This is a genomic window from Streptomyces rapamycinicus NRRL 5491 (genome assembly GCF_024298965.1).
GTDB classification, from domain to species: domain Bacteria; phylum Actinomycetota; class Actinomycetes; order Streptomycetales; family Streptomycetaceae; genus Streptomyces; species Streptomyces rapamycinicus.
The window spans coordinates 9,928,905-9,954,554 of sequence record NZ_CP085193.1 but is presented as its reverse complement, the minus strand read 5'-3'; the positions used below and the strand labels follow the sequence as shown (position 1 = coordinate 9,954,554).

Sequence of the window (25,650 nt, the reverse complement as noted above, 5' to 3'; positions counted from 1 at the left end):
AGCGTCCATCTCATCGACGAAGGCCTCGTCATCGGATTCCGAATCGGGCTTTGGAACGGCCAGGCCCTCCATGGCTGCCAGCCTCAGCAGCGTGTCCAGCACACCGGCCTCCCGGAACTTGTCAATCGAGATCCCCGCGAGCGCTCGGCGTAGCTCCTGCTCGTGGAGGCGAGGTTCCGGCTCCGCCGGAGCGAACAACTCGTCCAGCCGGGCGGCCAGGGCCGTCGGGGTGGGGTAGTCGAACACCAACGTGGCGGGCAGCCGCAGCCCCGTCGCCTTCGCCAGACTGTTCCGCAGCTCCACTGCGGTCAGCGAATCCACACCCAGATCCTTGAACGCCGCGGTCACGGGAATGCTGTCGATGTCGGCGTGTCCCAGAACCGTCGCGGCGCTGTCACACACCACCCTCAACAACGCCTTCGCCCGTTCCTCCGGTGCCAAAGCTGCCAACCACTGCACTGACGAGTCACCGGTAGAGGCGGCCCTGCGAGCAATCGGCCGGTGCAACGACCGGAGCAGCGCCGGGACTTCCGCGTCCCGTACCGGCTCCATCGCCGCGGCCACCAGAACCGGTTCACTATGGCGTGACGCGCTGTCGAACAGCCCCATCCCGTACTCGGCGGAGATGGCCCGCAGGCCACCGCGCCGGATCCGGTCACGGTCCGTGTCGGTCAGGTTCGCGGTCAGGCCACTGGCGTCCTCCCACAGACCCCAGGCCACCGCGAGTGCGGGCAGACCCTCGGCACGACGCTGCTCAGCCAGCGCGTCCACGAACGCATTGGCCGCCGCGTAGTTGCCCTGCCCCGCACTACCGAGCACACCGGCGGCGGAGGAATACATGACGAACGCCGCCAGGTCGGCATCCCGGGTGAGCTCGTGCAGGTTCCACGCGCCATCGGCCTTGGGCCGCAACACCGCGTCCAGCCGCTGCGCGGTCAAAGATTCGACCACACCGTCATCGAGTGCGCCCGCGGTGTGAATCACGGCCGTCAGGGGGTGCTCCGGTGACACACCCGCCAGCACCTGGGCCAGCGCGGCACGATCGGACACGTCACAGGCCGCTGTCTCGACCCGGGCTCCCAGTTCGCCGAGTTGGTTGATCAGTGCCTCGTCCGGGGCGCTGCGGGACAGCAGAAGGAGATGACGCACGCCGCGTTCGGCCACCAGGTGCCGGGCGGCGATCCCCGCCAGCACACCCGAACCACCGGTGATCAGGACCGTGCCATCCGGATCCCACACCTTCTCTGACTCGGGTTCAGCGGCATGCGTACGGGTCAGTCGTGGCGCTTCGAAGCGGCCGTCGCTGATCCGCAGCCGCGGCTCATCCAGTCCGACCGCCGCCGCCAGCTGATCCGGAGCGAGGGCGTCGTCATCACTCTCGACCAGGACGAACCGGCCGGGGTGTTCGGACTGGGCCGACCGCATCAACCCCGACACCCCAGCAGCGGCCAAACCAGTACCGGTCCGCACCACCAGCGTGCTGTCGCTGAAGCGCTCCCCGCCAAGCCACTCCTGAACTGCCTGGAGGACCTGACCGGTCAGCTTTCGTGTTTGCTCCAGCGGGTCGTCGTCGTTGTCGGGGAGTGCGGTGAAGACCGCCACCTCGGGCACCGGCACATCACCGTCCGACACCAGCTCCTCGAACCGGCCGACCGTCAGGCCGGTCTGCTGGGGGGTGGGGATTCCTGCCCAGGTCAAGGCGAGCAGGTCATCGGCAGCGGAACCGAGCGCGTCGGCCGTCACCGGGCGCGTCACGAGCGAACCCACGCTAGCCACCGGCCGACCGATGTCATCAGCGACCCGCACACTCCAGCCATCCGCCGCCTGCGTCACCGCGACACGCAACATGGCCGAACCACCAGCATGGACCCGAACACCGTTCCAGGAGAACGGCAGCCCCACACCCACCTCGGCATCGGACGCATTCAAGGTGCAGGCATGCAGAGCCGCATCCAGTAGAGCCGGATGCACGGCATATCGCGCCGCCTCCCGCACCTGCTCCTCAGCCAGAGCAACCTCGGCGAAGACAGTGTCCCCATCACGCCACGCGGCCTGCAAACCCTGGAAGGCAGGTCCGTACTCGTAACCCATCCCGGTCAGCTGGTCGTAGAAGCCCGCCACGTCCACCGGCTTGGCCTGCGCAGGTGGCCACGCGGTGAGGTCCGACGGTGGGACAGTCGTGTCGGAAACCCTGACGGTGGCGGAAACGTGCCGGGTCCAGGTATCGGCGTTGTCCGCCCGGGAGAAGACCGTCACCACCCGGTGTCCGGACTCGTCGGCCTCGCCGACGGACACGGACAATTGCACACCGCCGGTCTGCGGCAGCAGGAGCGGGGTTTCGATCACCAGCTCATCGACAACGTCACAACCGACCTCGCCAGCGGCGTGGACAACCAGCTCCACAAATGCGGTACCGGGCAGCAGGACACTGCCCCAGACCGCGTGATCAGCCAGCCACGCGTGGGTGGCCAGCGATACCCGCCCGGTCAACAGCACACCATCGGATTCAGGCAACTCCACCACCGCACCCAGCAACGGATGACCATCCGCAGCCGCCCGGTCCACGCTCTTGACCCAGTACCGCTGGTGTTGGAAGGCGTAGGTCGGAAGGTCCAGCACCCGGGCCGTGGTGGTGCCGAGGATGGCGGGCCAGTCGACGGTGACGCCGTGGACATAGGCCTGTGCCAGGGCGGTGAGCATCCGGGTGGCGTCCCCGTCGTCACGACGCAGCGTGGCAACCGTGACGACATCGTCGTCCATCGCCTGCAACAACACCGGACTCGCGCTGACCTCCACGAACACGGCGTCGCCCTGAGCCTGCAACTGACTGACGGCGGGGTGGAAACCAACCGGCTCACGCAGGTTCCGGTACCAGTACTCCCCGTCCAGCGGGCTGTCGACCCAGGAGCCGTCCACCGTCGACAGCCACGGCACCACCGGAGGCTGCGAACCGATACCGGCGGTGATGCCGAGTAGTTCGTCGCGGATCAGCTCGACGTGGGGGGTGTGCGAGGCATAGTCGACGGTGATCCGCCGCACCCGCACCCCTCGTGCTTCATGAGCGGTGAGGACATGGTCGACTGCTTCCGGGGTGCCCGCGATCACGGTGGAGGCGGGACCGTTGTGGGCGGCGATCCAGGCCCCGTCGACCAGCTCGATCTCGTGCGCGGGCAGGGCGACGGATGCCATCGCGCCCCGGCCCGCCAGGCCCCGGGCGATCGCCTGGCTGCGCAAGGTCACGATCCGGGCGGCATCGCGTAGTGACACCGCACCGGCCACACAGGCCGCGGCGATCTCACCCTGCGAATGACCGATCACCGCATCCGGCCGCACACCGGCCGCCTGCCACACCGCGGCCAGCGAAACCATCACCGCCCACGAAGCAGGCTGAACCACATCAACCCGGTCCACCACCGCCGGATCATCCAGCACGGCGAACAGATCCCAGTCCACAAACTCACTCAACGCCGCCGCACACTCGGCCATCCGCTCGGCGAACACCACCGAGGAATCCCGCAGTGCACTGCCCATCCCCAGCCACTGCCACCCCTGCCCCGGGAAAACAAACACCACCCGGGGGTCGGTCACCGCGGTGCCGGTGACGGCGTCATCTCCAAGGAGTACGGCGCGGTGCTCGAACACCGACCGCGTCACCGCCAGCGTCGATGCCACAGCCCGCGTATCCGCCCCGGGCGACGCCGCCAGGTAGGCGCGCAGCCGGTCTTCGTGTTCGGTCAGGGCGGGCTGGGTCTTGGCCGATATCACCAGCGGCAGCACATCCGAGGCCACCACCGGCGTCTCAACAGGCTGCTCCTCTTCCGCGGGCTGTGCGGGGGGTGCGCTCTCCAGGACGACGTGGGCGTTGGTGCCGCTGACTCCGAAGGATGACACGCCTGCCCGGCGGGGCCGGTCGGTGCCGGGCCAGGGCTGGTTCTCCCTCACCAGCTCAACCGCACCCGCCGCCCAGTCCACATGCCGCGACGGCTCATCCACATGCAACGTGCGCGGCACGAAACCGTGCCGCAGCGCCATCACCATCTTGATAACACCCGACACACCCGAGGCAGCCTGCGTATGACCGATGTTCGACTTCAACGAGCCCAGCAGCAACGGCTGCTCACGGTCCTGGCCATAGGTCGCCAGCAGCGCCTGGGCCTCGATCGGGTCACCCAGCGTCGTACCCGTGCCGTGCGCCTCGACCACATCCACGTCAGCCGTACTCAGACCCGCATTGCTGAGAGCGGCCCGAATCACCCGCTGCTGCGAAGGACCATTCGGCGCGGTCAGACCGTTCGACGCACCGTCCTGGTTCACCGCCGATCCACGCACCACCGCCAACACCTGGTGACCGTTACGGCGGGCGTCGGACAGCCGCTCGACCAGCAGCAGACCCGCGCCTTCGGAGAAACCGGCACCGTCCGCACTGTCCGCGAACGCCTTGCACCGGCCATCGGAGGCCAGACCACGCTGCCGGGCGAACTCGGTGAAGACCTCCGGCGTGGCCATCACCGTCACACCACCGGCCAACGCCATCGAACACTCACCATTGCGCAACGCCTGCGCCGCCAGATGCAAAGCAACCAGGGACGAGGAGCACGCCGTGTCCATCGTGATCGCCGGGCCCTCAAGGCCGAAGACGTACGACACCCGGCCGGACAACACGCTGGGGCCGGACGTGGCGCCATAACCTTCGCGATCGAACCCGGCGCCGTAGCCAACGGGGAATGCCCCTATGAAAACGCCGGTGTCGCTGCCGCGTACGGAACCGGGCTCGATCCCGGCCCGCTCGAACGCCTCCCAGGACACCTCCAACAGCAGCCGCTGCTGCGGATCCATCGCCAACGCCTCACGCGGACTGATCCCGAAGAATCCGGCGTCGAAGCCAGCCGCCGTGTCCAGGAAGCCACCCTGCACGCAATACGACTTCCCCGCCGCCTCCGGATCAGAGTCGTACAGGTTCTCCACGTCCCAGCCACGGTCAGTGGGAAATCCGGAGACCGCATCCGTACCCGACTCGACCAAACGCCACAGATCCTCCGGCGACGACACCCCACCCGGCAAACGGCACGCCATACCCACAATCGCCAACGGCTCGTCCTGCCCCACCACCGACACCGGCCCGCGTACCGGTGCAGGGTTCTCGCCGGTGAACAACTCGTCCAACCGAGCAGCCAAGACCGTCGGGGTCGGATAGTCGAACACCAACGTGGCCGGCAACCGCAACCCCGTCGCCTTCACCAGACCGTTCCGTAGTTCCACCGCCATCAGCGAATCCACACCCAGATCCTTGAACGCGCCAGCCGCCGGAATGCTGCGTGCGTCGGCGTGCCCCAGAACCATGGCGGCACTGTCACACACCAGCTTCAGCAGCGCCTTCTCCCGCTCGGCCGGTGCCAGGGCGGCCAGCCACTGCACCCCACCGTCGGCGGAAGCGGCCCGCCGGGCAATCGGGCGACGCAACGAACGCAGCAACGCAGGGACTTCGCCGTCTCGGGTCGGGTCCAACACCGCGGGCACCAAGAGCGGTTCGCCATGGTGCGACGCGGTGTCGAACAGCCGCATTCCGTCCTCAGCGGTGATGGTTCGCATGCCGCTGCACCGGATCCGGTCCTGGTCGGTGCCGGTCAGTTGCGCGGTCAGGTCCCCGGTGTACTCCCACGGACCCCACGCCAGCGCGAGTGCGGGCAGGCCCTGGGTACGCCGTTGTTCGGCCAGGGCGTCCAGGAACGCGTTCGCCGCCGCGTAGTTGCCTTGCCCCTCATTACCCAGCACAGCGGCAGCCGACGAGTACACGACGAATGCCGCCAGGTCGGCATCCCGGGTGAGCTCGTGTAGGTGCCAGGCGCCGTCGGCCTTGGGCCGTAGCACCGTGTCGAGCTGTTGTGTGGTGAGGGATTCCACGACGCCGTCGTCGAGTGCGCCGGCGGTGTGGATCACCGCCGTCAGCGGGTGTTCCGGTGATACGCCCGCCAGCACCCGTGCCAGCCCGGCACGGTCCGACACGTCGCAGGCCGCTGTCTCGACCCGGGCGCCCAGCTCGGCAAGCTCCTTGATCAGTGCTTCGTCGGGAGCGGTGCGGGACAGCAGCAGGAGGTGACGTGCACCGTGTTCGGCTGCCAGGTGGCGGGCGAGGATGCCTGCCAGAACGCCGGAACCGCCGGTGATCAGGATGGTGCCGTCGGGGTCCGGCCGGCGGGGGATGGTGAGGACGATCTTGCCGATGTGCCGCGCGCGGCTCATCCAGCTGAACGCATCGCGAGCTTGGCGAATGTCCCAAGTTTGTACGGGCAGCGGCTGTAGGACGCCTTGTCCGAACAGGCTGAGGATTTCGGTAATGATCTCCCGCAGCCGGTCCGGGCCGACGTCCATCAGGTCGCACGCCTGGTACGTGGTGCCGGGCCGGTCGGCGGTGATCCGGTGCGGGTCGCGGATGTCGGTCTTGCCGATTTCCACGAACCGGCCGCCGCGGGGCAGCAGGTCGAGGGAGGCGTCGACGAAGTCACCGCTGAGGGAGTTCAGGACGACATCGACACCCCGGCCGTCGGTAGTGTTCAGGAACGCTTCCCGGAAGCCCGTGGTGCGGGAATCCGCGATCCGAGTGCCGTCCAGACCCGCCTCGTACAGAATGTGCTGCTTGCCCGCGCTGGCGGTCGCGTAGATCTGCGCGCCGAGGTGGCGAGCGATCTGGGTCGCTGCCATGCCCACACCACCCGCGGCGGCGTGGATCAGCACGGACTCACCCGCACTCAGCCCGCCCAGATCCACCAGCCCGTAATACGCGGTGGCGAACACAACCGGCACGGACGCCGCCGTAGTGAACGACCAGCCATCAGGAATCACGGCGAGCATTCGACGGTCGGCGATCGCGACCGCCCCGAATCCGCCGCCCACAAGACCGAACACTCGGTCTCCCGGGGCCAGGTCGTGGGCCTCCGGGCCGACCTCGAGCACCACGCCCGCAGCTTCAGCCCCGATCACAGCCTCACCGGGATAAGTGCCGAGCGCGATAAGAACGTCGCGGAAGTTCAGGCCTGCGGCGCGTACGTCTATGCGTACTTCGCCGGGTCGCAGGGGCCGTTCGGCGGTGTCGGTGGGTACCAGAGCGAGGTCTTGCAGGGTTCCGCTGCGGGGTTGTTCCAGCAGCCAGGCACGATCGTCGGGGATCGTCAGCGGGCTGCTCTCCGGCGTATTCGCCCGCGCCAGCCGCGGTACCTCGAACCGGCCGTCGCAGACCCGCAGCCGCGGCTCGTCCAGCCCGGCGGTCGCCGCCAGCTGGTCCGGGGTGAGGGTGTCGTCGTCGCCTTCCACCAGAACGAACCGGCCCGGGTGCTCCGACTGGACCGAACGCATCAGCCCTGACACCGCGGCGGCGGCCAACCCGGTGCCGGTCCGCACGACCAGCGTGCTGTCGGTGAAACGTTCCCCGGCCAGCCATGCCTGGACTGCCTGGAGAACCTGGGCGGTCAACGTGCGAGTCTGTGCCAGCGGATCAGGGCTGCCGTCGGTGTCGGGACGCGCGGTGTAGACCACCACCTCGGGCACCGGCACATCGGCGTCCACGAGATCCTCGAACCGGCCAGTGGTCAGACCGGTCTGCTGGGGAATGGGGATCTCCGTCCAGACCACCCTGAGCAGGTCATCGGCTGCGGAGCCGAGCGCGTCGGCTGTCACCGGGCGCGTCACGAATGAGCCGATGGTGGCCACCGGCCGACCGTCGTCATCGGCGACGTGCACACTCCAGCCGTCTGTTGTCGGTGTCATCGCAACACGCAGCGTGGCCGAGCCAGTGGCATGGACTTGGACGTGGCTCCAGGAGAACGGCATCCGCAGGCTCTGCTGCTCAGCGTCGGGTGTGTTCAAGACGCTGGCGTGCAGGGCGGCGTCCAACAGCGCCGGATGCACCGCGAACCGTGCCGCCTCCTGCGCCTGCTCCTCGGCCAGAGCAACCTCGGCGTAGGCGGTGTCCCCGTCACGCCACGCGGCCTGCAGCCCCTGGAACGCGGGACCGTACTCGGTACCTGCCGCAGCCAGCCGGTCGTAGAAGTCGGCCACGCTCACCGGCCGGGCCTGGGCTGGTGGCCACGAGGCAAACTCCGGCAGCGAGACCGTCGAGTCAGAGGTGCTGACTGTCGCCGTGACGTGCCGGGTCCAGGTATCGGTGTTGTCCGCCTGGGAGAAGACCATCACCGCGCGGTGCCCGGACTCGTCGGCTCCGCCGACGGACACGGACAGTTGGACGCCTCCGGTCTGCGGCAGCAGGAGCGGGGTTTCGATCACCAACTCGTCAACGACGTCGCACTCGACCTCGTCGGCGGCGCGGACGACCAGTTCCACAAATGCGGTCCCGGGTAGCAGGACACTGCCCCGGACCGCGTGATCGGCCAGCCATGTATGGGTGGCCAGCGACACCCGCCCGGTGAGCACCACACCGTCGGAGCCGGGCAGTGCCACTACGGTGCCCAGCAGTGGATGACCGTCGGCAGCCGCCCGGTCCACGCTCCTGAGCCAGTACCGCTGGTGCTGGAAGGCGTAGGTCGGAAGGTCCAGTACCCGGGTTGTGGCGGTGCCGAGGATGGCGGGCCAGTCGACGGTGACGCCGTGGACATAGGCCTGTGCCAGGGCGGTGAGCATCCGGGTGGCGTCGCCGTCGTCACGACGCAGCGTGGCAACCGTGACGACATCGTCGTCCATCGCCTGCAACAACACCGGGCTGGCGCTGACCTCCACGAACACGGTGTCACCCTCGGCCTGCAACTGGCCGACGGCGGGGTGGAAACCGACCGGCTCACGCAGGTTCCGGTACCAGTACTCCCCGTCCAGCGGGCTGTCGACCCAGGAGCCGTCCACGGTCGACAGCCACGGCACGAGCGGGGCCTGCGAGCTGCTGTCGCTAGTGATGTCGAGCAGTTCGTCGCGGATCAGCTCGACATGAGGGGTGTGCGAGGCATAGTCGACGGTGATCCGCCGCACCCGCACCCCTCGCGCTTCATGAGCGGTGAGGACATGGTCGACCGCTTCCGGGGTGCCCGCGATCACGGTGGAGGCGGGACCGTTGTGGGCGGCGATCCAGGCCCCGTCGACCAGCTCCACATCCTGCGCGGGCAGGGCGACGGATGCCATCGCGCCCCGGCCCGCCAGGCCCCGGGCGATCGCCTGGCTGCGCAAGGTCACGATCCGGGCGGCATCCCGCAACGACACCGCACCCGCCACACACGCCGCGGCGATCTCACCCTGCGAATGGCCGATCACCGCATCCGGCCGCACACCGGCCGCCTGCCACACCGCGGCCAGGGAAACCATCACCGCCCACGAAGCGGGCTGGACCACATCAACCCGGTCCACCACCGCCGGATCATCCAGAACCGTGAACAGATCCCAGTCCACAAACTCACTCAACGCCGCCGCACACTCGGCCATCCGCTCGGCGAACACCACCGACGAATCCCGCAGCGCACTGCCCATCCCCAGCCACTGCCACCCCTGCCCCGGGAAAACAAACACCACCCGGGGATCGGACACAGCGGTGCCGGTGACGGTGTCGTCTCCAAGGAGTACGGCGCGGTGCTCGAACACCGACCGTGTCACCGCCAGCGTCGATGCCACAGCCCGCGTATCCACTCCGGGCGACGCCGCCAGGTAGGCGCGCAGCCGGTCTTCGTGTTCGGTCAGGGCGGGCTGGGTCTTGGCCGATATCACCAGCGGCAGCACATCCGAGGCCACCACCGGCGTCTCAACAGGCTGCGCCTCCTCCGCGGGCTGAGCGGGGGGTGCGCTCTCCAGGATGACGTGGGCGTTGGTGCCGCTGACTCCGAAGGACGACACGCCCGCCCGACGGGGCCGGTCGGTGCCGGGCCAGGGCTGGTTCTCCCTCACCAGCTCAACCGCACCCGCCGCCCAGTCCACGTGCCGCGACGGCTCATCCACGTGCAGGGTGCGGGGAACCGTGTTGTGCTGCAGGGCCATGACCATCTTGATGACACCCGACACGCCCGAGGCGGCCTGAGCATGACCGATGTTCGACTTCAGCGAGCCCAGCAGCAGGGGCCGTTCCCGGTCCTGACCGTAAGTGGCGATCACCGCCTGGGCCTCGATCGGGTCGCCCAGCGTCGTACCCGTGCCGTGGGCCTCGACCACATCCACCTCGTGCGCGGCGAGGCCGGCGTTACTGAGAGCGGCTTGGATCACCCGCTGCTGGGAGGGGCCGTTCGGCGCGGTCAGACCGTTGGACGCGCCGTCCTGGTTGACCGCCGAGCTACGGACCACCGCCAACACCTGATGGCCCTTGGCCTGGGCGTCGGAAAGTCGCTCTACCAGCAGCACACCAACGCCTTCAGCCCATCCCGTGCCATCCGCGCTGTCTGCGAACGCCTTGCACCGGCCATCGGAGGCCAGACCACGCTGCCGCGAGAACTCGGTGAAGAGCTCCGGCGTGGCCATCACGGTGACACCGCCGACCAGGGCCAGCGAGCACTCTCCCTGCCGGAGGGCATACCCCGCCTGGTGCAGGGCGACCAGCGACGACGAACACGCTGTGTCGACTGTGAACGCGGGGCCTTCGAGGCCGAAGAAGTACGACACCCGGCCGGACAGGACACTGGTCGCGCTGGCGGTGGCCGCGAAGCCGCCGAGGTCAGCACCGGCACCGTAACCACCGGGGTACGCGCCCATGAAGACGCCGGTGTCGCTGCCGCGCACGGAACCGGGCTCGATCCCGGCCCGCTCGAACGCCTCCCAGGACACCTCCAGCACCAGCCGCTGCTGCGGATCCATCGCCAACGCCTCACGCGGACTGATGCCGAAGAATCCGGCATCAAAGCCAGCCGCGGCATCCAGGAAGCCACCCTCAGCACGGTGCGATTTTCCAGCCATGTCGTACAGGTTCTCGACGTCCCAGCCACGGTCGGTGGGGAAACCGGAGACCGCATCTGTACCCGACTCCAGGAGACGCCACAGATCCTCAGGCGACGAGACTCCACCAGGTAGGCGGCAGGCCATTCCCACGATCGCCAGCGGCTCGTCCTGCGCCACCGCCGACACCGGCCCGCGTACCGGTACGGGGTTCTCGCCGGTGAACAACTCCCCCAGCCGAACAGCCAAAGCCGTCGGAGTCGGATAGTCGAACACCAACGTGGCGGGCAGCCGCAACCCCGTCGCCTTCGCCAGACTGTTCCGTAGTTCCACCGCAGTCAGCGAATCCACACCCAGATCCCTGAACACGGCGGCTACGGAGACGGTGCTGGTGTCGGCGTGTCCCAGAACCGTCGCGGCACTGTCACACACCAGCTTCAGCAGTGCCTTCTCCCGCTCGGCCGGTGCCAGGGCGGCCAGCCACCGCGCTCCACCGGCGGCAGCGGCCCGCCGAGCAATCGGGCGGTGCAACGACCGCAGCAATGCCGGGACTTCCGCGTCCCGTACCGGCTCCATCGGCGCGGCCACCAGAACCGGTTCACTGTGGCGTGACGCGCTGTCGAACAGCCCCATCCCGTGCTCGGCGGAGATGGCCCGCAGGCCACCGCGCCGGATCCGGTCACGGTCCGTGTCGGTCAGTTGCGCGGTCAGGCCACTGGCGTCCTCCCACAGACCCCAGGCCACCGCGAGTGCGGGCAGACCCTCAGCGTGACGCTGCTCAGCCAGCGCGTCCAGGAACGCATTGGCCGCCGCGTAGTTGCCCTGCCCCGCACTACCGAGCACACCGGCGGCGGAGGAATACATGACGAACGCGGCCAGGTCGGCATCCCGGGTGAGCTCGTGCAGGTTCCACGCACCGTCGGCCTTGGGCCGCAGTACCGTCTCCAGCCGCTGCACGGTCAAAGACTCCACAACACCGTCATCCACCACGCCCGCGGTGTGAATCACGGCCGTCAGGGGATGCTCCGGCGAGACACCCGCCAGCACCTGCGTCAGCGCGGCAGGATCGGACACGTCACAGGCCGCTGTCTCGACCCGGGCCCCCAGTTCACCAAGCTCGCCGATCAGCGCCTCATCCGGGGCGCTGCGGGACAGCAGCAGGAGATGACGCACGCCGCGTTCGGTCACCAGGTGCCGGGCGGCGATCCCCGCCAGCACACCTGAACCGCCCGTGATCAGGACCGTGCCATCCGGATCCCACGTCCTTTCAGGCTCAGGCTCTTCGGCATGTGTGCGGGTCAGCCGTGGTACTTCGTACCGGCCGTCGCTGACCCGCAGCCGCGGCTCATCCAGTCCGACCGCCGCCGCCAGCTGATCCTGGGTGAGGGCGTCGTCGCTTTCGACCAGGACGAACCGGCCGGGGTGTTCGGACTGGGCCGAGCGCATCAACCCCGACACCCCAGCAGCGGCCAACCCGGTGCCGGTCCGCACCACCAGCGTGCTGTCGCTGAAGCGCTCCCCGCCAAGCCACTCCTGGAGTGTGTGGAGGACCTGAGCGGTCAGCTTTCGTGTTTGCTCCAGCGGATCGTCGCTGTCGGGGAGTGCGGTGAAGACCGCCACCTCGGGTACCGGCACATCGCCGTCCGCCGCCAGGTCTTCAAACGCACCCACCGTCAGGCCGGTCTGCTGGGGGGTGGGGATTCCTGCCCAGGTCAGGGTGAGCAGGTCGTCGGTGCTGGTGGCCGGTTCGTATACGGGGACGGTGCGCAGGGTGAGCGAGCGGGCGGTCAGGACGGGGAGGCCTGTGCTGTCGGTGGCCTCTGCCGACAGGGTGCCGTCATCGTGTGAGGTGAGGCGGACGCGCAGCTCGCCGGGATTGCCGGCGTGCAGGGTCAGGCCCTGCCACACGGCGGGAGTCTCCTCGCCTACGGTGGTGAGCGCGGCGGCCATCAGGCCGGGATGAAGCACAAACCTGGTGGCATCATGGGCATCGTCCAGGGCCACCTCGGCGAAGATGTCGCTGCCCAGGCGCCACACCGCCCGCAGTGAGGGTGCCGATGTCCCGACCGGGACCGCACCGGCCGGCGGCCACACCCCACCGGCCTGCCAGCCGACCGCGGCAGCGGCCACACCCGTAGTGGTGGCCAGGGTTGCGGTGGCCAAGCAGGTCCAGGGCTCGCCGTCACCGTAACGGGCGTGGACACTGAGCCGGCGCCGACCGCCCTCATCCGGTTCGCCCACCCAGGTCTGTACCTCGACGGCGCCATCATCGGGAAGCAGCAGCAACGCTTCCACACTCAGATCCTCAACCAGACCGCAGCCGACCTCGTCCGCCGCTGCCAGCGCCATCTCCACGAACACCGTCGCGGGCAGAACCGTCTGGTCCCGCAGCCACAGATCACCGCTCCGGGAAACCCGGGCAGTGAACAACACCCCACTGGCCTCGGCCAGCCGCACCACCGAACCCAGCAACGGATGACCACCCGCAGTCGCCCGGTCCGTGCCCTCAAGCCAGTACCGCTGGTGCTGGAAGGCGTACGTCGGAAGATCCAGCACCCGGGTTACCGGGACATCACCCAGCACCGCGGACCACTCGACACTCACGCCGTTCACGTACAGGTGAGCCAGGGCACCGACAGCGGCCTGCGCCTCATGGTCACCGTGCAGCATCGCGATGCCATCGACCAGGCGGGCCAGTGACCGGTCGGCACCCAGCTCGACGAACACCGCATCCTCGAACGAGGCCACCTGCTCGCCGAACCGGACCGTGTCCCGGACCTGCCGCACCCAGTACTCAGCGGTCATCACCTGATCACCAGCGGCCATGGCGACCTGCGGCGTCCGGTAGGTCAGGCCTTCAGCGACCGCCCGGAACTCCTCCAGCATCGGTTCCATACGGGCGGAATGGAACGCGTGACTGGTCGCCAGCCGCGTCCACTTCCCCAGCCCCTCCGCGGCCTGCAGCACGGCGGCCTCATCACCGGAGAGAACCACCGACGACGGCCCGTTGACCGCGGCGATCTCCACACCCTCACCCAGCACGGCCCGAGCCTCATCCTCCGAGACCGGGACAGCGACCATCACCCCACCCGCAGGCAGAGCCTGCATCAGACGAGCCCGCGCCGACACCAAAGTGCAGGCATCCTCCAACGACCACAACCCGGAGACGTATCCGGCGGCGAGCTCACCGACAGAGTGACCGACCACCGCATCCGGCCGTACACCCCACGATTCCAGCAACCCGAACAGAGCCACCTGCAAAGCGAACAGGGCCGGCTGGGCATACCCGGTCTCATTCACATCGAGATCGGGCACATCCAGCAGATCCCACACCTGCTGATGGATCCGCGCGAAGACGGGGAACGCGGCGGCCAGTTCCTCACCCATACCAGCACGCTGCGACCCCTGACCCGGGAAGACGAACACCACCCGCGGATCGGTCGCCGCGGTACCGGTGACGGTGTCATCTCCAATGAGTACGGCCCGGTACTCGAACACCGACCGTGTCATCGCCAGCGTCGATGCCACAGCCCGCGTATCCGCCCCGGGCGACGCCGCCAGATACGCACGCAACCGGCCCTCGTATTCAGCCAGTGCCGACTGGGTCCTCGCCGAAATCACCAACGGCACCCACTCCGGTGCCGACTCGACCACTGTGTTGCCCGCAGGCTGTGTGGGGAGTGCGCTTTCCAGGATGACGTGGGCGTTGGTGCCACTGATCCCGAAGGACGACACACCTGCCCGGCGAGGCCGGTCGGTGCCGGGCCAGGGCTGGTTCTCCGTCACGAGCTGCACCGCGCCCGCCGACCAGTCCACATGCCGTGACGGCTCATCCACATGCAACGTACGCGGCACGAAACCGCGCTGCAGCGCCATCACCATCTTGATGACACCCGACACACCCGCAGCAGCCTGCGTATGACCCAGATTCGACTTCACCGAACCCAGCAGCAACGGCTGCTCACGATCCTGGCCATAGGTCGCCATCAACGCCTGGGCCTCGATCGGGTCACCCAGCGTCGTACCCGTGCCGTGCGCCTCGACCACATCCACCTCAGCCGTACTCAGACCCGCGTTGCTGAGAGCGGCCCGGATCACCCGCTGCTGCGAAGGACCATTCGGCGCGGTCAGACCGTTCGACGCACCGTCCTGATTGACCGCCGATCCCCGCACCACCGCAAGCACCTGGTGACCGTTACGACGGGCATCGGAAAGCCGCTCCACCAACAGCACACCGACGCCCTCGGAGAAGCCGGCGCCGTCCGCACTGTCCGCGAACGCCTTACTGCGACCGTCACCGGCCAGGCCACCCTGACGAGCGAACTCCACGAAAGTCTGCGGCGTGGCCATCACAGTGACACCACCGACCAGGGCCAGCGAACACTCACCCTGCCGCAGGGCATACCCCGCCTGATGCAACGCCACCAACGACGACGAACACGCCGTGTCGACCGTGAACGCCGGGCCCTCAAATCCGAAGAAATACGACACCCGACCCGACAGGACACTCACCGCACCGGCAGTTGTCCCGAAGCCGCCGAGGTCGGCACCGATGCCGTAGCCACCGGGGTACGCACCCATGAAAACACCGGTATCAGTTCCGCGTACGGAACCGGGCTTGATCCCGGCCCGCTCAAACGCCTCCCAGGACACCTCCAGCACCAACCGCTGCTGCGGATCCATCGCCAACGCCTCACGCGGACTGATCCCGAAGAACGAGGCATCGAAACCAGCCGCGGCATCCAGGAAGCCACCCTGCAAGCGATAGGAGTTGCCGACTGCGGGGCCGAACAGATTCTCCACATCCCAGCCACGATCGGTGGGGAATCCGGAGACCGCGTCCGTACCCGACTCCAGAAGACGCCACAGATCCTCAGGCGACGACACCCCACCCGGCAAACGGCACGCCATACCCACAATCGCCAACGGCTCGTCCTGCGCCACCACCGACACCGACGTACGTACCGGTGCAGGGTTCTCGCCGGTGAACAGCTCCTCCAACCGCGCAGCCAAAGCGGCCGGGGTCGGGTAGTCGAACACCAACGTGGCGGGCAACCGCAACCCTGTCGCCTTCGCCAGACCGTTCCGCAGCTCCACCGCCGTCAGCGAATCCACGCCCAGATCCCTGAACGCACCAGTCGCCGGAATCGTGCTGGCGTCGGCATGTCCCAGAACCGTCGCGGCGCCATCACACACCAGCTTCAGCAGCGCCTTCTCCCGCTCCACCGGCGCCAACCGGGCCAGCCACTGCACCGACGAATCACCGGTAGAAGCAGCCCGCCGGGCAACCGGACGATGCAACAAACGCAGCAGCGCCGGAACCTCGACATCACGCACAGGCTCCATCGACGCAGCGAGCAGCACCGGCTCACCATGACGTGACGCGGCATCGAGCAAGCCCATCCCCCGGCCCGCGGAGATCGCCCGCAGGCCACCACGCCGGATCCGGTCACGGTCCGTATCGGTCATCTTCGCGGTCAGACCACTGGTGTCCTCCCACAGACCCCACGCCACCGCCAGCGCGGGCAGCCCCTCACCACGACGCTGCTCAGCCAGCGCATCCACGAACGCATTGGCCGCCGCATAATTACCCTGCCCCGCACTACCGAGCACACCAGCAGCCGAGGAATACATGACGAACGCCGCCAGGTCGGTGTTCTGGGTGAGTTCGTGTAGGTGCCAGGCGCCGTCGGCCTTGGGCCGTAGCACCGTGTCGAGCTGTTGTGTGGTGAGGGATTCCACGACGCCGTCGTCGAGTGCGCCGGCGGTGTGGATCACGGCGGTCAGGGGGTGTTCGGGTGATACGCCCGCCAGTACGCGCGCCAGCCCGGCACGGTCCGACACGTCGCAGGTGGCTGTGTCGACGTGGGCGCCCAGCTCGGCAAGCTCCTTGATCAGTGCTTGGTCGGGGGTGGTGCGGGACAGCAGCAGGAGGTGACGTGCACCGTGTTCGGCTGCCAGGTGGCGGGCGAGGATGCCTGCCAGGACGCCGGAGCCGCCGGTGATCAGGATGGTGCCGTCGGGGTCCGGCCGGCGGGGGATGGTGAGGACGATCTTGCCGATGTGGCGGGCGCGGCTCATCCAGCTGAACGCATCGCGGGCCTGGCGGATGTCCCAGGCCTGCACCGGCAGGGGCAGTAGGACGCCTTGCGTGAACAGGGTGAGGAGTTCGGTGATGATTTCCCGTAGCCGGTCCGGGCCGGCGTCCATCAGGTCGAAGGCCTGGTAGGTGGTGCCCGGCCGGTCGGCGGTGACCTGGTGCGGGTCACGGATGTCGGTCTTGCCCATCTCGATGAACCGGCCGCCGCGGGGCAGCAGGTCGAGGGAGGCGTCGACGAAGTCACCGCTGAGGGAGTTCAGGACGACATCGACGCCCTGGCCGTGTGTGTTGTTGAGGAAGGTTTCCTGGAAACTCAGTGTGCGGGAGTCGGCGATGTGGGTGTCTTCGAGACCGGCTTCGCGCAGGATGTGTTGTTTCCCGGTGCTGGCGGTCGCGTAGATCCGCGCGCCGAGGTGGCGGGCGATCTGGGTGGCTGCCATGCCGACACCACCCGCGGCGGCGTGGATCAGCACGGACTCACCCGCACTCAGCCCGGCCAGATCCACCAGCCCGTAGTACGCGGTGGCGAACACAACCGGGACGGACGCCGCCGTAGTGAACGACCACCCGTCAGGAATCACACCCAGCATTCGGCGATCAGCGATCGCGACCGCCCCGAACCCACCGCCCACAAGACCGAACACTCGGTCTCCCGGGGCCAGATCCTGGACCTCCGGACCGACCTCGAGCACCACGCCCGCAGCCTCACCGCCTGCCAGGCGTTTGTCGTCAACCATGCCGAGGGCCACGACGACGTCGCGGAAGTTGAGTCCTGCGGCGCGTACGTCTACTCGTACTTCACCGGATTGCAGGGGCCGTTCGGCGGTGTCGGTGGGTACCAGAGCGAGGTCCCGCAAGGTTCCGCTGCGGGGTTGTTCCAACAGCCAGGCACGACTGTCGGGGATCGTCAGCGGGCTGCTTTCCGGCGTATTCGCCCGCGCCAGCCGCGGTACCTCGAACCGGCCGTCGCAGACCCGCAGCCGCGGCTCGTCCAATCCGACAGTCGCCGCCAACTGGTCCGGGGTGAGGGTGTCGTCGTCGCATTCCACCAGAACGAACCGGCCCGGATGCTCCGACTGGACCGAACGCATCAACCCCGACACCCCGGCGGCGGCCAAACCGGTACCGGTCCGCACGACCAGCGTGCTGTTCGTGAAGCCTTCCCCGGCCAGCCATGCCTGAACTGCCTGGAGAACCTGGGCGGTCAACGTGCGAGTCTGTGCCAGCGGGTCCAGCGGGTCCAGCGGAGTCTCGCTGCTGCCGGGAAGTGCGGTGAACACCACCACCTCGGGCACCGGCACATCACCACCCGACACCAGATCCTCGAACCGGCCGACCGTCAGACCGGTCCCCTGAGGAGCCGGGATCTCCATCCACGTCAGGGCGAGCAGCTCATCGGCAGCGGAACCAAGCGCGTCGGCCGTCACCACCCGTGTCACGAGCGAACCGACGCTAGCCACTGGCCGGCCACTGTCGTCAGCGACCAGCACACTCCAGCCGTCCGCTGTTCGTGTTATCGCGACACGCAGCATCACCGGCCCTGTGGCGTGGACCCAAACCTGGTTCCAGGAGAACGGCAGCCGCACACCCTGCTCGGCGGTGTCGAGTGTGCTCAAATTGCTGGCGTGGAGGGCGGCGTCCAACAGCGCCGGATGCACCGCGAACCGTGCCGCCTCCTGCGCCTGCTCCTCAGCCAGAGCAACCTCGGCGAAGACGGTGTTGCCGTCGCGCCACGCAGTCCGCAGCCCCTGGAACGCGGGACCGTACTCGTAACCGGCCCCAGTCAGCTGGTCGTAGAAATCACTAAGGTCAAGCGGCTCTGCCCCTGCGGGGGGCCAAGCAGCGAACTCCGGCTGCGAGACCGTCGAGTCAGAGGTGCTGACTGTCGCCGTGACGTGCCGGGTCCACGTATCGGTGTTGTCCGCCTGGGAGAAGACCATCACCGCGCGGTGCCCGGACTCGTCGGCCTCGGCGACCGATACGGACATTTGCACACCGCCAGTCTGCGGCAGCAGGAGCGGGGTTTCGATCACCAGCTCATCGACAACGTCACACCCCACCTCGCCGGCGGCGCGGACGACCAGCTCAACAAATGCGGTCCCGGGCAGCAGCACACTGCCCCGCACCGCGTGATCGGCCAGCCACGCATGCGTGGCCAGCGACACCCGCCCGGTCAGCACCACACCATCGGAGCCGGGCAGCGCCACTACCGTGCCCAGCAGTGGATGACCATCGGCAGCCGCCCGGTCCACGCCCTTGAGCCAGTACCGCTGGTGCTGGAACGCGTACGTCGGAAGGTCCAGCACCCGGGCTGCGGTGGTACCCAGCACCGCAGGCCAGTCGACAGTCACGCCCTCGACATATGCCTGCGCCAGGGCGGTGAGCATCCGGGTGGCGTCCCCGTCGTCACGACGCAGCGTGGCAACCGTGACGACATCGTCGTCCATCGCCTGCAACAACACCGGGCTGGCGCTGACCTCCACGAACACGGTGTCACCCTGGGCCTGCAACTGGCCGGCGGCGGGCTCGAAACCCACCGGCTCACGCAAGTTCCGGTACCAGTACTCCGCGTCCAAGGGGCCTTCGACCCACGTCCCATCCACCGTCGACAGCCACGGCACCACCGGAGCCCGCGAATCAACACCGGCGATGACACCCAGCAGCTCGTCACGGATCAGCTCGACGTGCGGGGTGTGCGAGGCGTAGTCAACGGCGATCCGCCGCACCCGCACCCCCCGCGCCTCATGAACCGCCAGCACACGGTCCACCGCCTCCGGCGCACCCGCAACCACCGTAGACGCGGGACCATTACGAGCCGCGACCCACGCCCCGTCGACCAGCTCGACATCCTGCGCGGGCAACGCAACCGATGCCATCGCACCCCGGCCCGCCAGCCCCCGCGCGATCACCTGACTGCGCAACGTCACAACCCGCGCCGCATCCCGCAACGACACCGCACCCGCCACACACGCCGCGGCGATCTCACCCTGCGAATGACCGACCACCGCATCCGGCCGCACACCGGCCGCCTGCCACACCGCGGCCAGCGAAACCATCACCGCCCACGAAGCAGGCTGAACCACATCAACCCGGGCCACCACCGCCGGATCATCCAGCACGGCGAACAGATCCCAGTCCACGAACTCACTCAACGCCGCCGCACACTCGGCCATCCGCTCGGCGAACACCATCGACGAAGTGCGCAGCGCACTGCCCATCCCCAGCCACTGCCACCCCTGACCCGGGAAAACAAACACCACCCGAGGATCAGACACAGCGGTGCCGGTGCCGGTGACGCTGTCATCCCCCAGCAGCACGGCACGGTGCTCGAACAGCGACCGCGTCACCGCCAGCGTCGACCCCACAGCCCGCACATCCGCCCCGGGCGACGCCGCCAGATACGCACGCAACCGGCCCTCGACCTCGGCCAGAGCAGGCAACGACTTCGCCGACACCACCAACGGCACCAGCTCCGAATCCACTACGGGTGTTGAGCCGGCCGCGTCGTCCACGGACTGTGCCGGTGCACCCTCCAGGATGACGTGGGCGTTCGTACCGCTGACCCCGAAGGCCGACACACCCGCCCGGCGCGGCCGACCGGTGGCGGGCCAGGACCGGTTCTCCGCCACCAGCTCAACCGCGCCCGCCGACCAGTCCACATGCCGCGACGGCTCATCCACATGCAGTGTGCGCGGCACGAAACCGTGCCGCAGCGCCATCACCATCTTGATGACACCCGACACACCCGCCGCGGCCTGCGCATGACCAATGTTCGACTTCAACGACCCCAGCAACACAGGCTGCTCACGGTCCTGGCCGTAAGTGGCGATCACCGCCTGGGCCTCGATCGGGTCACCCAGCGTCGTACCCGTGCCGTGCGCCTCGACCACATCCACCTCGTGCGGCGCCAGACCGGCGTTGCTGAGAGCGGCCCGGATCACCCGCTGCTGCGAAGGACCGTTCGGCGCGGACAGACCGTTCGACGCACCGTCCTGGTTCACAGCCGAGCCCCGCACCACCGCCAACACCTGGTGGCCCTTGGCCTGAGCATCCGACAAGCGCTCCACCAGAAGCACGCCGACGCCCTCGGCCCACCCCGTGCCATCCGCGGCGTCGGCGAAGGCTTTACACCGGCCATCGGCTGACAGGCCGCGCTGGCGGGAGAACTCCACGAAACTTTGCGGCGTAGCCATCACCGTGACACCGCCGACCAGGGCCAGCGAGCACTCACCCTGCCGCAGGGCATACCCCGCCTGGTGCAACGCCACCAGCGATGACGAGCAGGCCGTGTCCACCGTGATGGCGGGGCCTTCGAGGCCGAAGAAATACGACACCCGGCCGGACAAGACACTCGCCGCACCAGCGGTCGCGCCGAAACCCTCAAGGTCGGCGCCGGCGCCGTAGCCGCCGGGGAAACCGCCCATGAAGACACCGGTGTCGCTGCCTCGCACGGAGCCGGGCTCGATACCGGCCCGCTCGAACGCCTCCCAGGACACCTCCAGCACCAGCCGCTGCTGCGGATCCATCGCCAACGCCTCACGCGGGCTGATCCCGAAGAACGAGGCATCGAAGCCGGCCGCGGTGTCCAGGAAGCCACCCTGCACGCAGTACGACTTCCCGGACGCGTCCGGGTCCGGATCGAACAGGCCGTCGACGTCCCAGCCACGGTCGGTGGGAAAACCGGAAATCGCGTCCGTACCCGACTCGACCAAGCGCCACAGATCCTCCGGCGACGACACACCGCCCGGCAGACGGCACGCCATACCCACGATCGCCAACGGCTCGCCTTGCCCCACCGCCGACACCGCGCGCTCCGGGGCGGGGCTCTCGCCCGTGAACAACTCCCCCAACCGGACGACGAGCACGGCCGGGGTCGGATAGTCGAACACCAACGTGGCTGGCAGCCGCAGACCCGTTGCCTTGGCCAGGCTGTTGCGCAGTTCCACCGAGGTCAGCGAGTCGATGCCCATCTCGCGGAACGTCTTGTCAGGGGCGTACCGATCGGCCGCGGAGAGGCCCAGGATGTCCGTGACGCTGCTGCGGACGAGATCGCGCAACGCCTGTTCTCTGGCAGCCTCCGCGGCTAGGAACTGCCGCGACCATGCCTGCTGTTCGGTGGTGTCGGTGTGCGCACCGACCAAGTTCTGGAGGAGCGGGGGAAGCGTGTCGGCCGCGGCCAGTGCTCGCAGACCGACGGTGTTCAGACGGGTGACGATGTGCGCCGAGTCGGCGGAAGCCATCGCGCGGCCCAGCAGGGGTCCCCTGACCACGACCGCTTCGGCTTCGGGTATGCCCCAGGCGATCGCCGTGATCGGCAGGCCTTCGGCGCGGCGGCGCCGGGCGAGGGCGTCCACGGAGGCGGGCGCGTCTTGGCTGAAGACGACGAAGGCGGCGAGGTCGAGGCCTTTCGTGAGGCGGTGCAGCTGGTGGCTCTCGTGGGCAACGGCGGGACCGCCGGTGTGGATCACTGCGGTGAGAGGGCGTTCCGGTGCTATCCCGGCCAGTGTCCGCACCAGCCCGGCACGATCCGACACGTCACAGACCGCCGTGTCGACCCGGGCGCCCGACTCGATCAGCTCGTTGATCAGTGCTTCGTCCGGGGTGCTGCGGGACAGCAGCAGCAGATGACGCACGCCCTGTTCGGCCACCAGATGCCGGGCGACGGTTCCCGTCAGGGCGCCTGCTCCGTCGGCGATCAGGACCGTACCGTCGGGGTCGAGTCGCCGGGGAATGGTGAAGGTGATCTTGCCGGTGTGGCGGGCGCGGCTCATCCAGCTGAACGCGTCGCGGGCCTTGCGGATATCCCAGGTCAGTACGGGCAGCGGCCGCAGCACGCCCTGTGCGAACAGTTCGAGCAGCTCGGCGATGATTTCCCGCAGCCGGTCCGGGCCGGCGTCCAGGAGGTCGAACGCTTGATAGGTGGTACCAGGCCGGTCCGCGGTGATCCGGTCCGCGTCGCGGATGTCGGTCTTGCCCATTTCCAGGAACCGGCCACCGCGGGGCAGCAGGTCGAGCGAAGCATCGACGAAGTCACCGCTGAGAGAGTTGAGGACGACGTCGACACCCTGGCCGTCGGTGGTGTTCAGGAACGCTTCCCGGAATGCGAGTGTGCGGGAGTCCGCGATCCGGGTGTCCTCCAGGCCCGCCTCACGCAGGATGTGCTGCTTGCCCGCGCTGGCGGTCGCGTGGATCCGCGCGCCGAGGTGGCGGGCGATCTGGGTCGCTGCCATGCCCACGCCACCCGCCGCGGCGTGGATCAGCACGGACTCACCCGCACTCAGCCCGGCCAGGTCCACGAGCCCGTAGTAGGCGGTGGCGAACACGATGGGGATGGACGCCGCCGTCGCGAAGGACCACGTATCGGGTATCGCACCGAGCAGACGGCGATCGGTGATCGCGACCGCCCCGAACGCACTTCCCACGAGCCCGAAGACCCGGTCTCCCGGGGTCAGGTCGTGTACTTCCGGGCCGACCTCGAGCACCACGCCCGCGGCCTCACCTCCCATCAGTCCCTCACCTGGGTACGTGCCCAGAGCGATGAGAACATCCCGGAAGTTCAGACCCGCGGCGCGCACGGCTATCCGCACCTCGCCGGGGCGCAAGGGCCGCTCAGCGGTATCGGCGGGTACCAGGGCGAGGTCTCGCAGGGTTCCGCTGCGGGAGTGCTCCAGCAGCCACGCACGGTCCTCGGGGATCGTGAGCGAGTCGCTGTCCGCGGTGTTCGCGTGGGCCAGTCGCGGGACGAGCGGATTACCGTCGCGCAGCGCGAGCTGTGGTTCTCCGAGCCCGGCGAGGGCCCGCAGGAGGGTGTCGTCGGGGTCGGGGTCGGCATCGTCGAAGTCGACGTCGATGACGACGAAGACGCCGGGGTTCTCCGTCTGTTCCCGGCGGATCGCGTCCCACGCCGCTGCGTGCTCGGGGACCGGGAGGTCGGAGGGACCAGTGTGCACGGCACGGCGGGTGACGAAGACGAGTGTCGAATCGGCACGCCGCTTGTCGGCGAGCCAGGACTGCGCGAGATCGCGGACCGCGCCGGCCAGGTCGGCGGCGTCGGACGGCAGGGAGTCGACGCGTACGACCACATGGCGGCCGTCCGGGGAGGCCTGTTTCGGCGGGTCGAGGGGAATCCACTCCAGCCGGTGCAGGGTTTCGCCGCCGCTCGCTCCGGCGAGCAATTCGGCCGGTTTCTCCGTGAGGGAGGAGCGCTTCACCTTGCCGGACGCGGTCCGCGGGATGGCGTCGACCCGGTAGATCTCCTCTGGCACCTTGAAGTACGACAACCGTTCGCGGCACACGGCGAGCACCATGTCAGTGTCGACACCGCCCGTTTCCGGCACGACGTACAGCACGGGAATCTCGCCGAGTACGGGGTGCTGCTTGCCTGCCGCTGCCGCATCCTTGACCCCGGGCACGTCGAGCGCCACTGCCTCGATCTCGTGCGGGTGGATGTTCTCACCACCGCGGATGATGAGTTCCTTGATCCGGCCGGTGATGGTGACGTGTCCCGTCTCGCTGCGGCGGGCCAGGTCACCGGTGCGGTACCACCCGTCCGAAAGCACCTCTGCCGTGGCTTCGGGCTGCTCGTGGTAGCCGATCATGATGCTCGGTCCGCTGGCCCACAGTTCGCCCTCTTCGCCGTCCGCGACGTCGGCGCCGCTGATGGGATCGACGAAGCGCAGGGACAGCCCCGGGACGGGGAGGCCGCACGAACCGGGGATCCGTTGCCCGCTGAGCCAGTTGACGGTGAGGGATCCGCTGGTCTCGGTGCAGCCGTAGGTGTCGAGCAGCGGTACGCCGAAGACGTCCTCGAAGCCCTCGATGAGGGAAGCCGGCGCGACGGAGCCGGCGACCAGGCCCATTTTCAGCGACGACGTCCGTGGTTCGAACGTGTCGGCGGCTCCCAGGAGATAGCGGAACATCGTCGGCACGCCGACGAGCACGGTGCACCGATGCTCCGTGAGCTCTTCGAGCACCTCGCTCGCCACAAAGCCGTTCATGATCCGCGCAGTGGCGCCGACGGCGGTGGTGGCCAAGAGACACAGGTGGAGGGCGAGGCTGTGGAACAGCGGCGCGGGCCAGAGCAGAACGTCGTTCTCGGTCAGCTCCCAGGCGGGGATATCGCAATACGCCGCGGACCAGAGGCCGCTGCCCTGGGTCGACAGGACGCCCTTCGGGGTGCCCGTGGTGCCGGAGGTGTAGAGCATCCAGGCTGGTTCATCGAGCCCCAGGTCGTCGCGTGGCGGCCGGAGGGGCTCGGTGGTGGCCAGCTCGGCGAATGACCGTACTCCTGGGGGAGTTCGTTCCTCGCCCACCAGAACGATGGTCGCTGCGGGGGCCGTGCGACGCACATCGTCGAGATGAGCGGAGTCGGTGATGACGGCTACGGCGCCGCTGTCCGACAGGAAGTGGGCGACCTCGGCCTCGGTCGCGTCCGGGTTGAGCGGTACGGCAACCGCGCTGGCCCGGGCGATCGCCAGATAGCTTTCGATGTTCTCGACGCGGTTCCCCAGCAGGATCGCGACCCGGTCGCCCCGGTCCACACCCATGTCCACCAGGTGCCCGGCGATCCGTCCGGTCCGCGTGGCCAGTTCGGCATGCGTCAGTGCGAGCCGCGAGTCCACGTACGCTATTTTGTCGCCGAGCCGTTCAGCATTCGCGCGAAGCAGATCATAAATAGGCCGTACCAGTTCCGCGCGTGACAT

At 68.5% G+C, this 25,650-nt stretch carries 1 protein-coding gene (cut by a window edge); it reads right to left on the bottom strand.

Going from position 1 to position 25,650, the window contains the following annotated elements; translation table 11 throughout:
- A protein-coding gene (locus tag LIV37_RS41285; protein ID WP_121823892.1) for a type I polyketide synthase crosses the window boundary here: on the bottom strand, window positions 1–25,650 show its 5' portion. Its footprint begins 39 nt before the window's first position; 25,650 of the gene's 25,689 nt are visible here — the first part of the coding sequence; the start codon lies at window positions 25,648–25,650; its stop codon lies beyond the left edge, outside the window.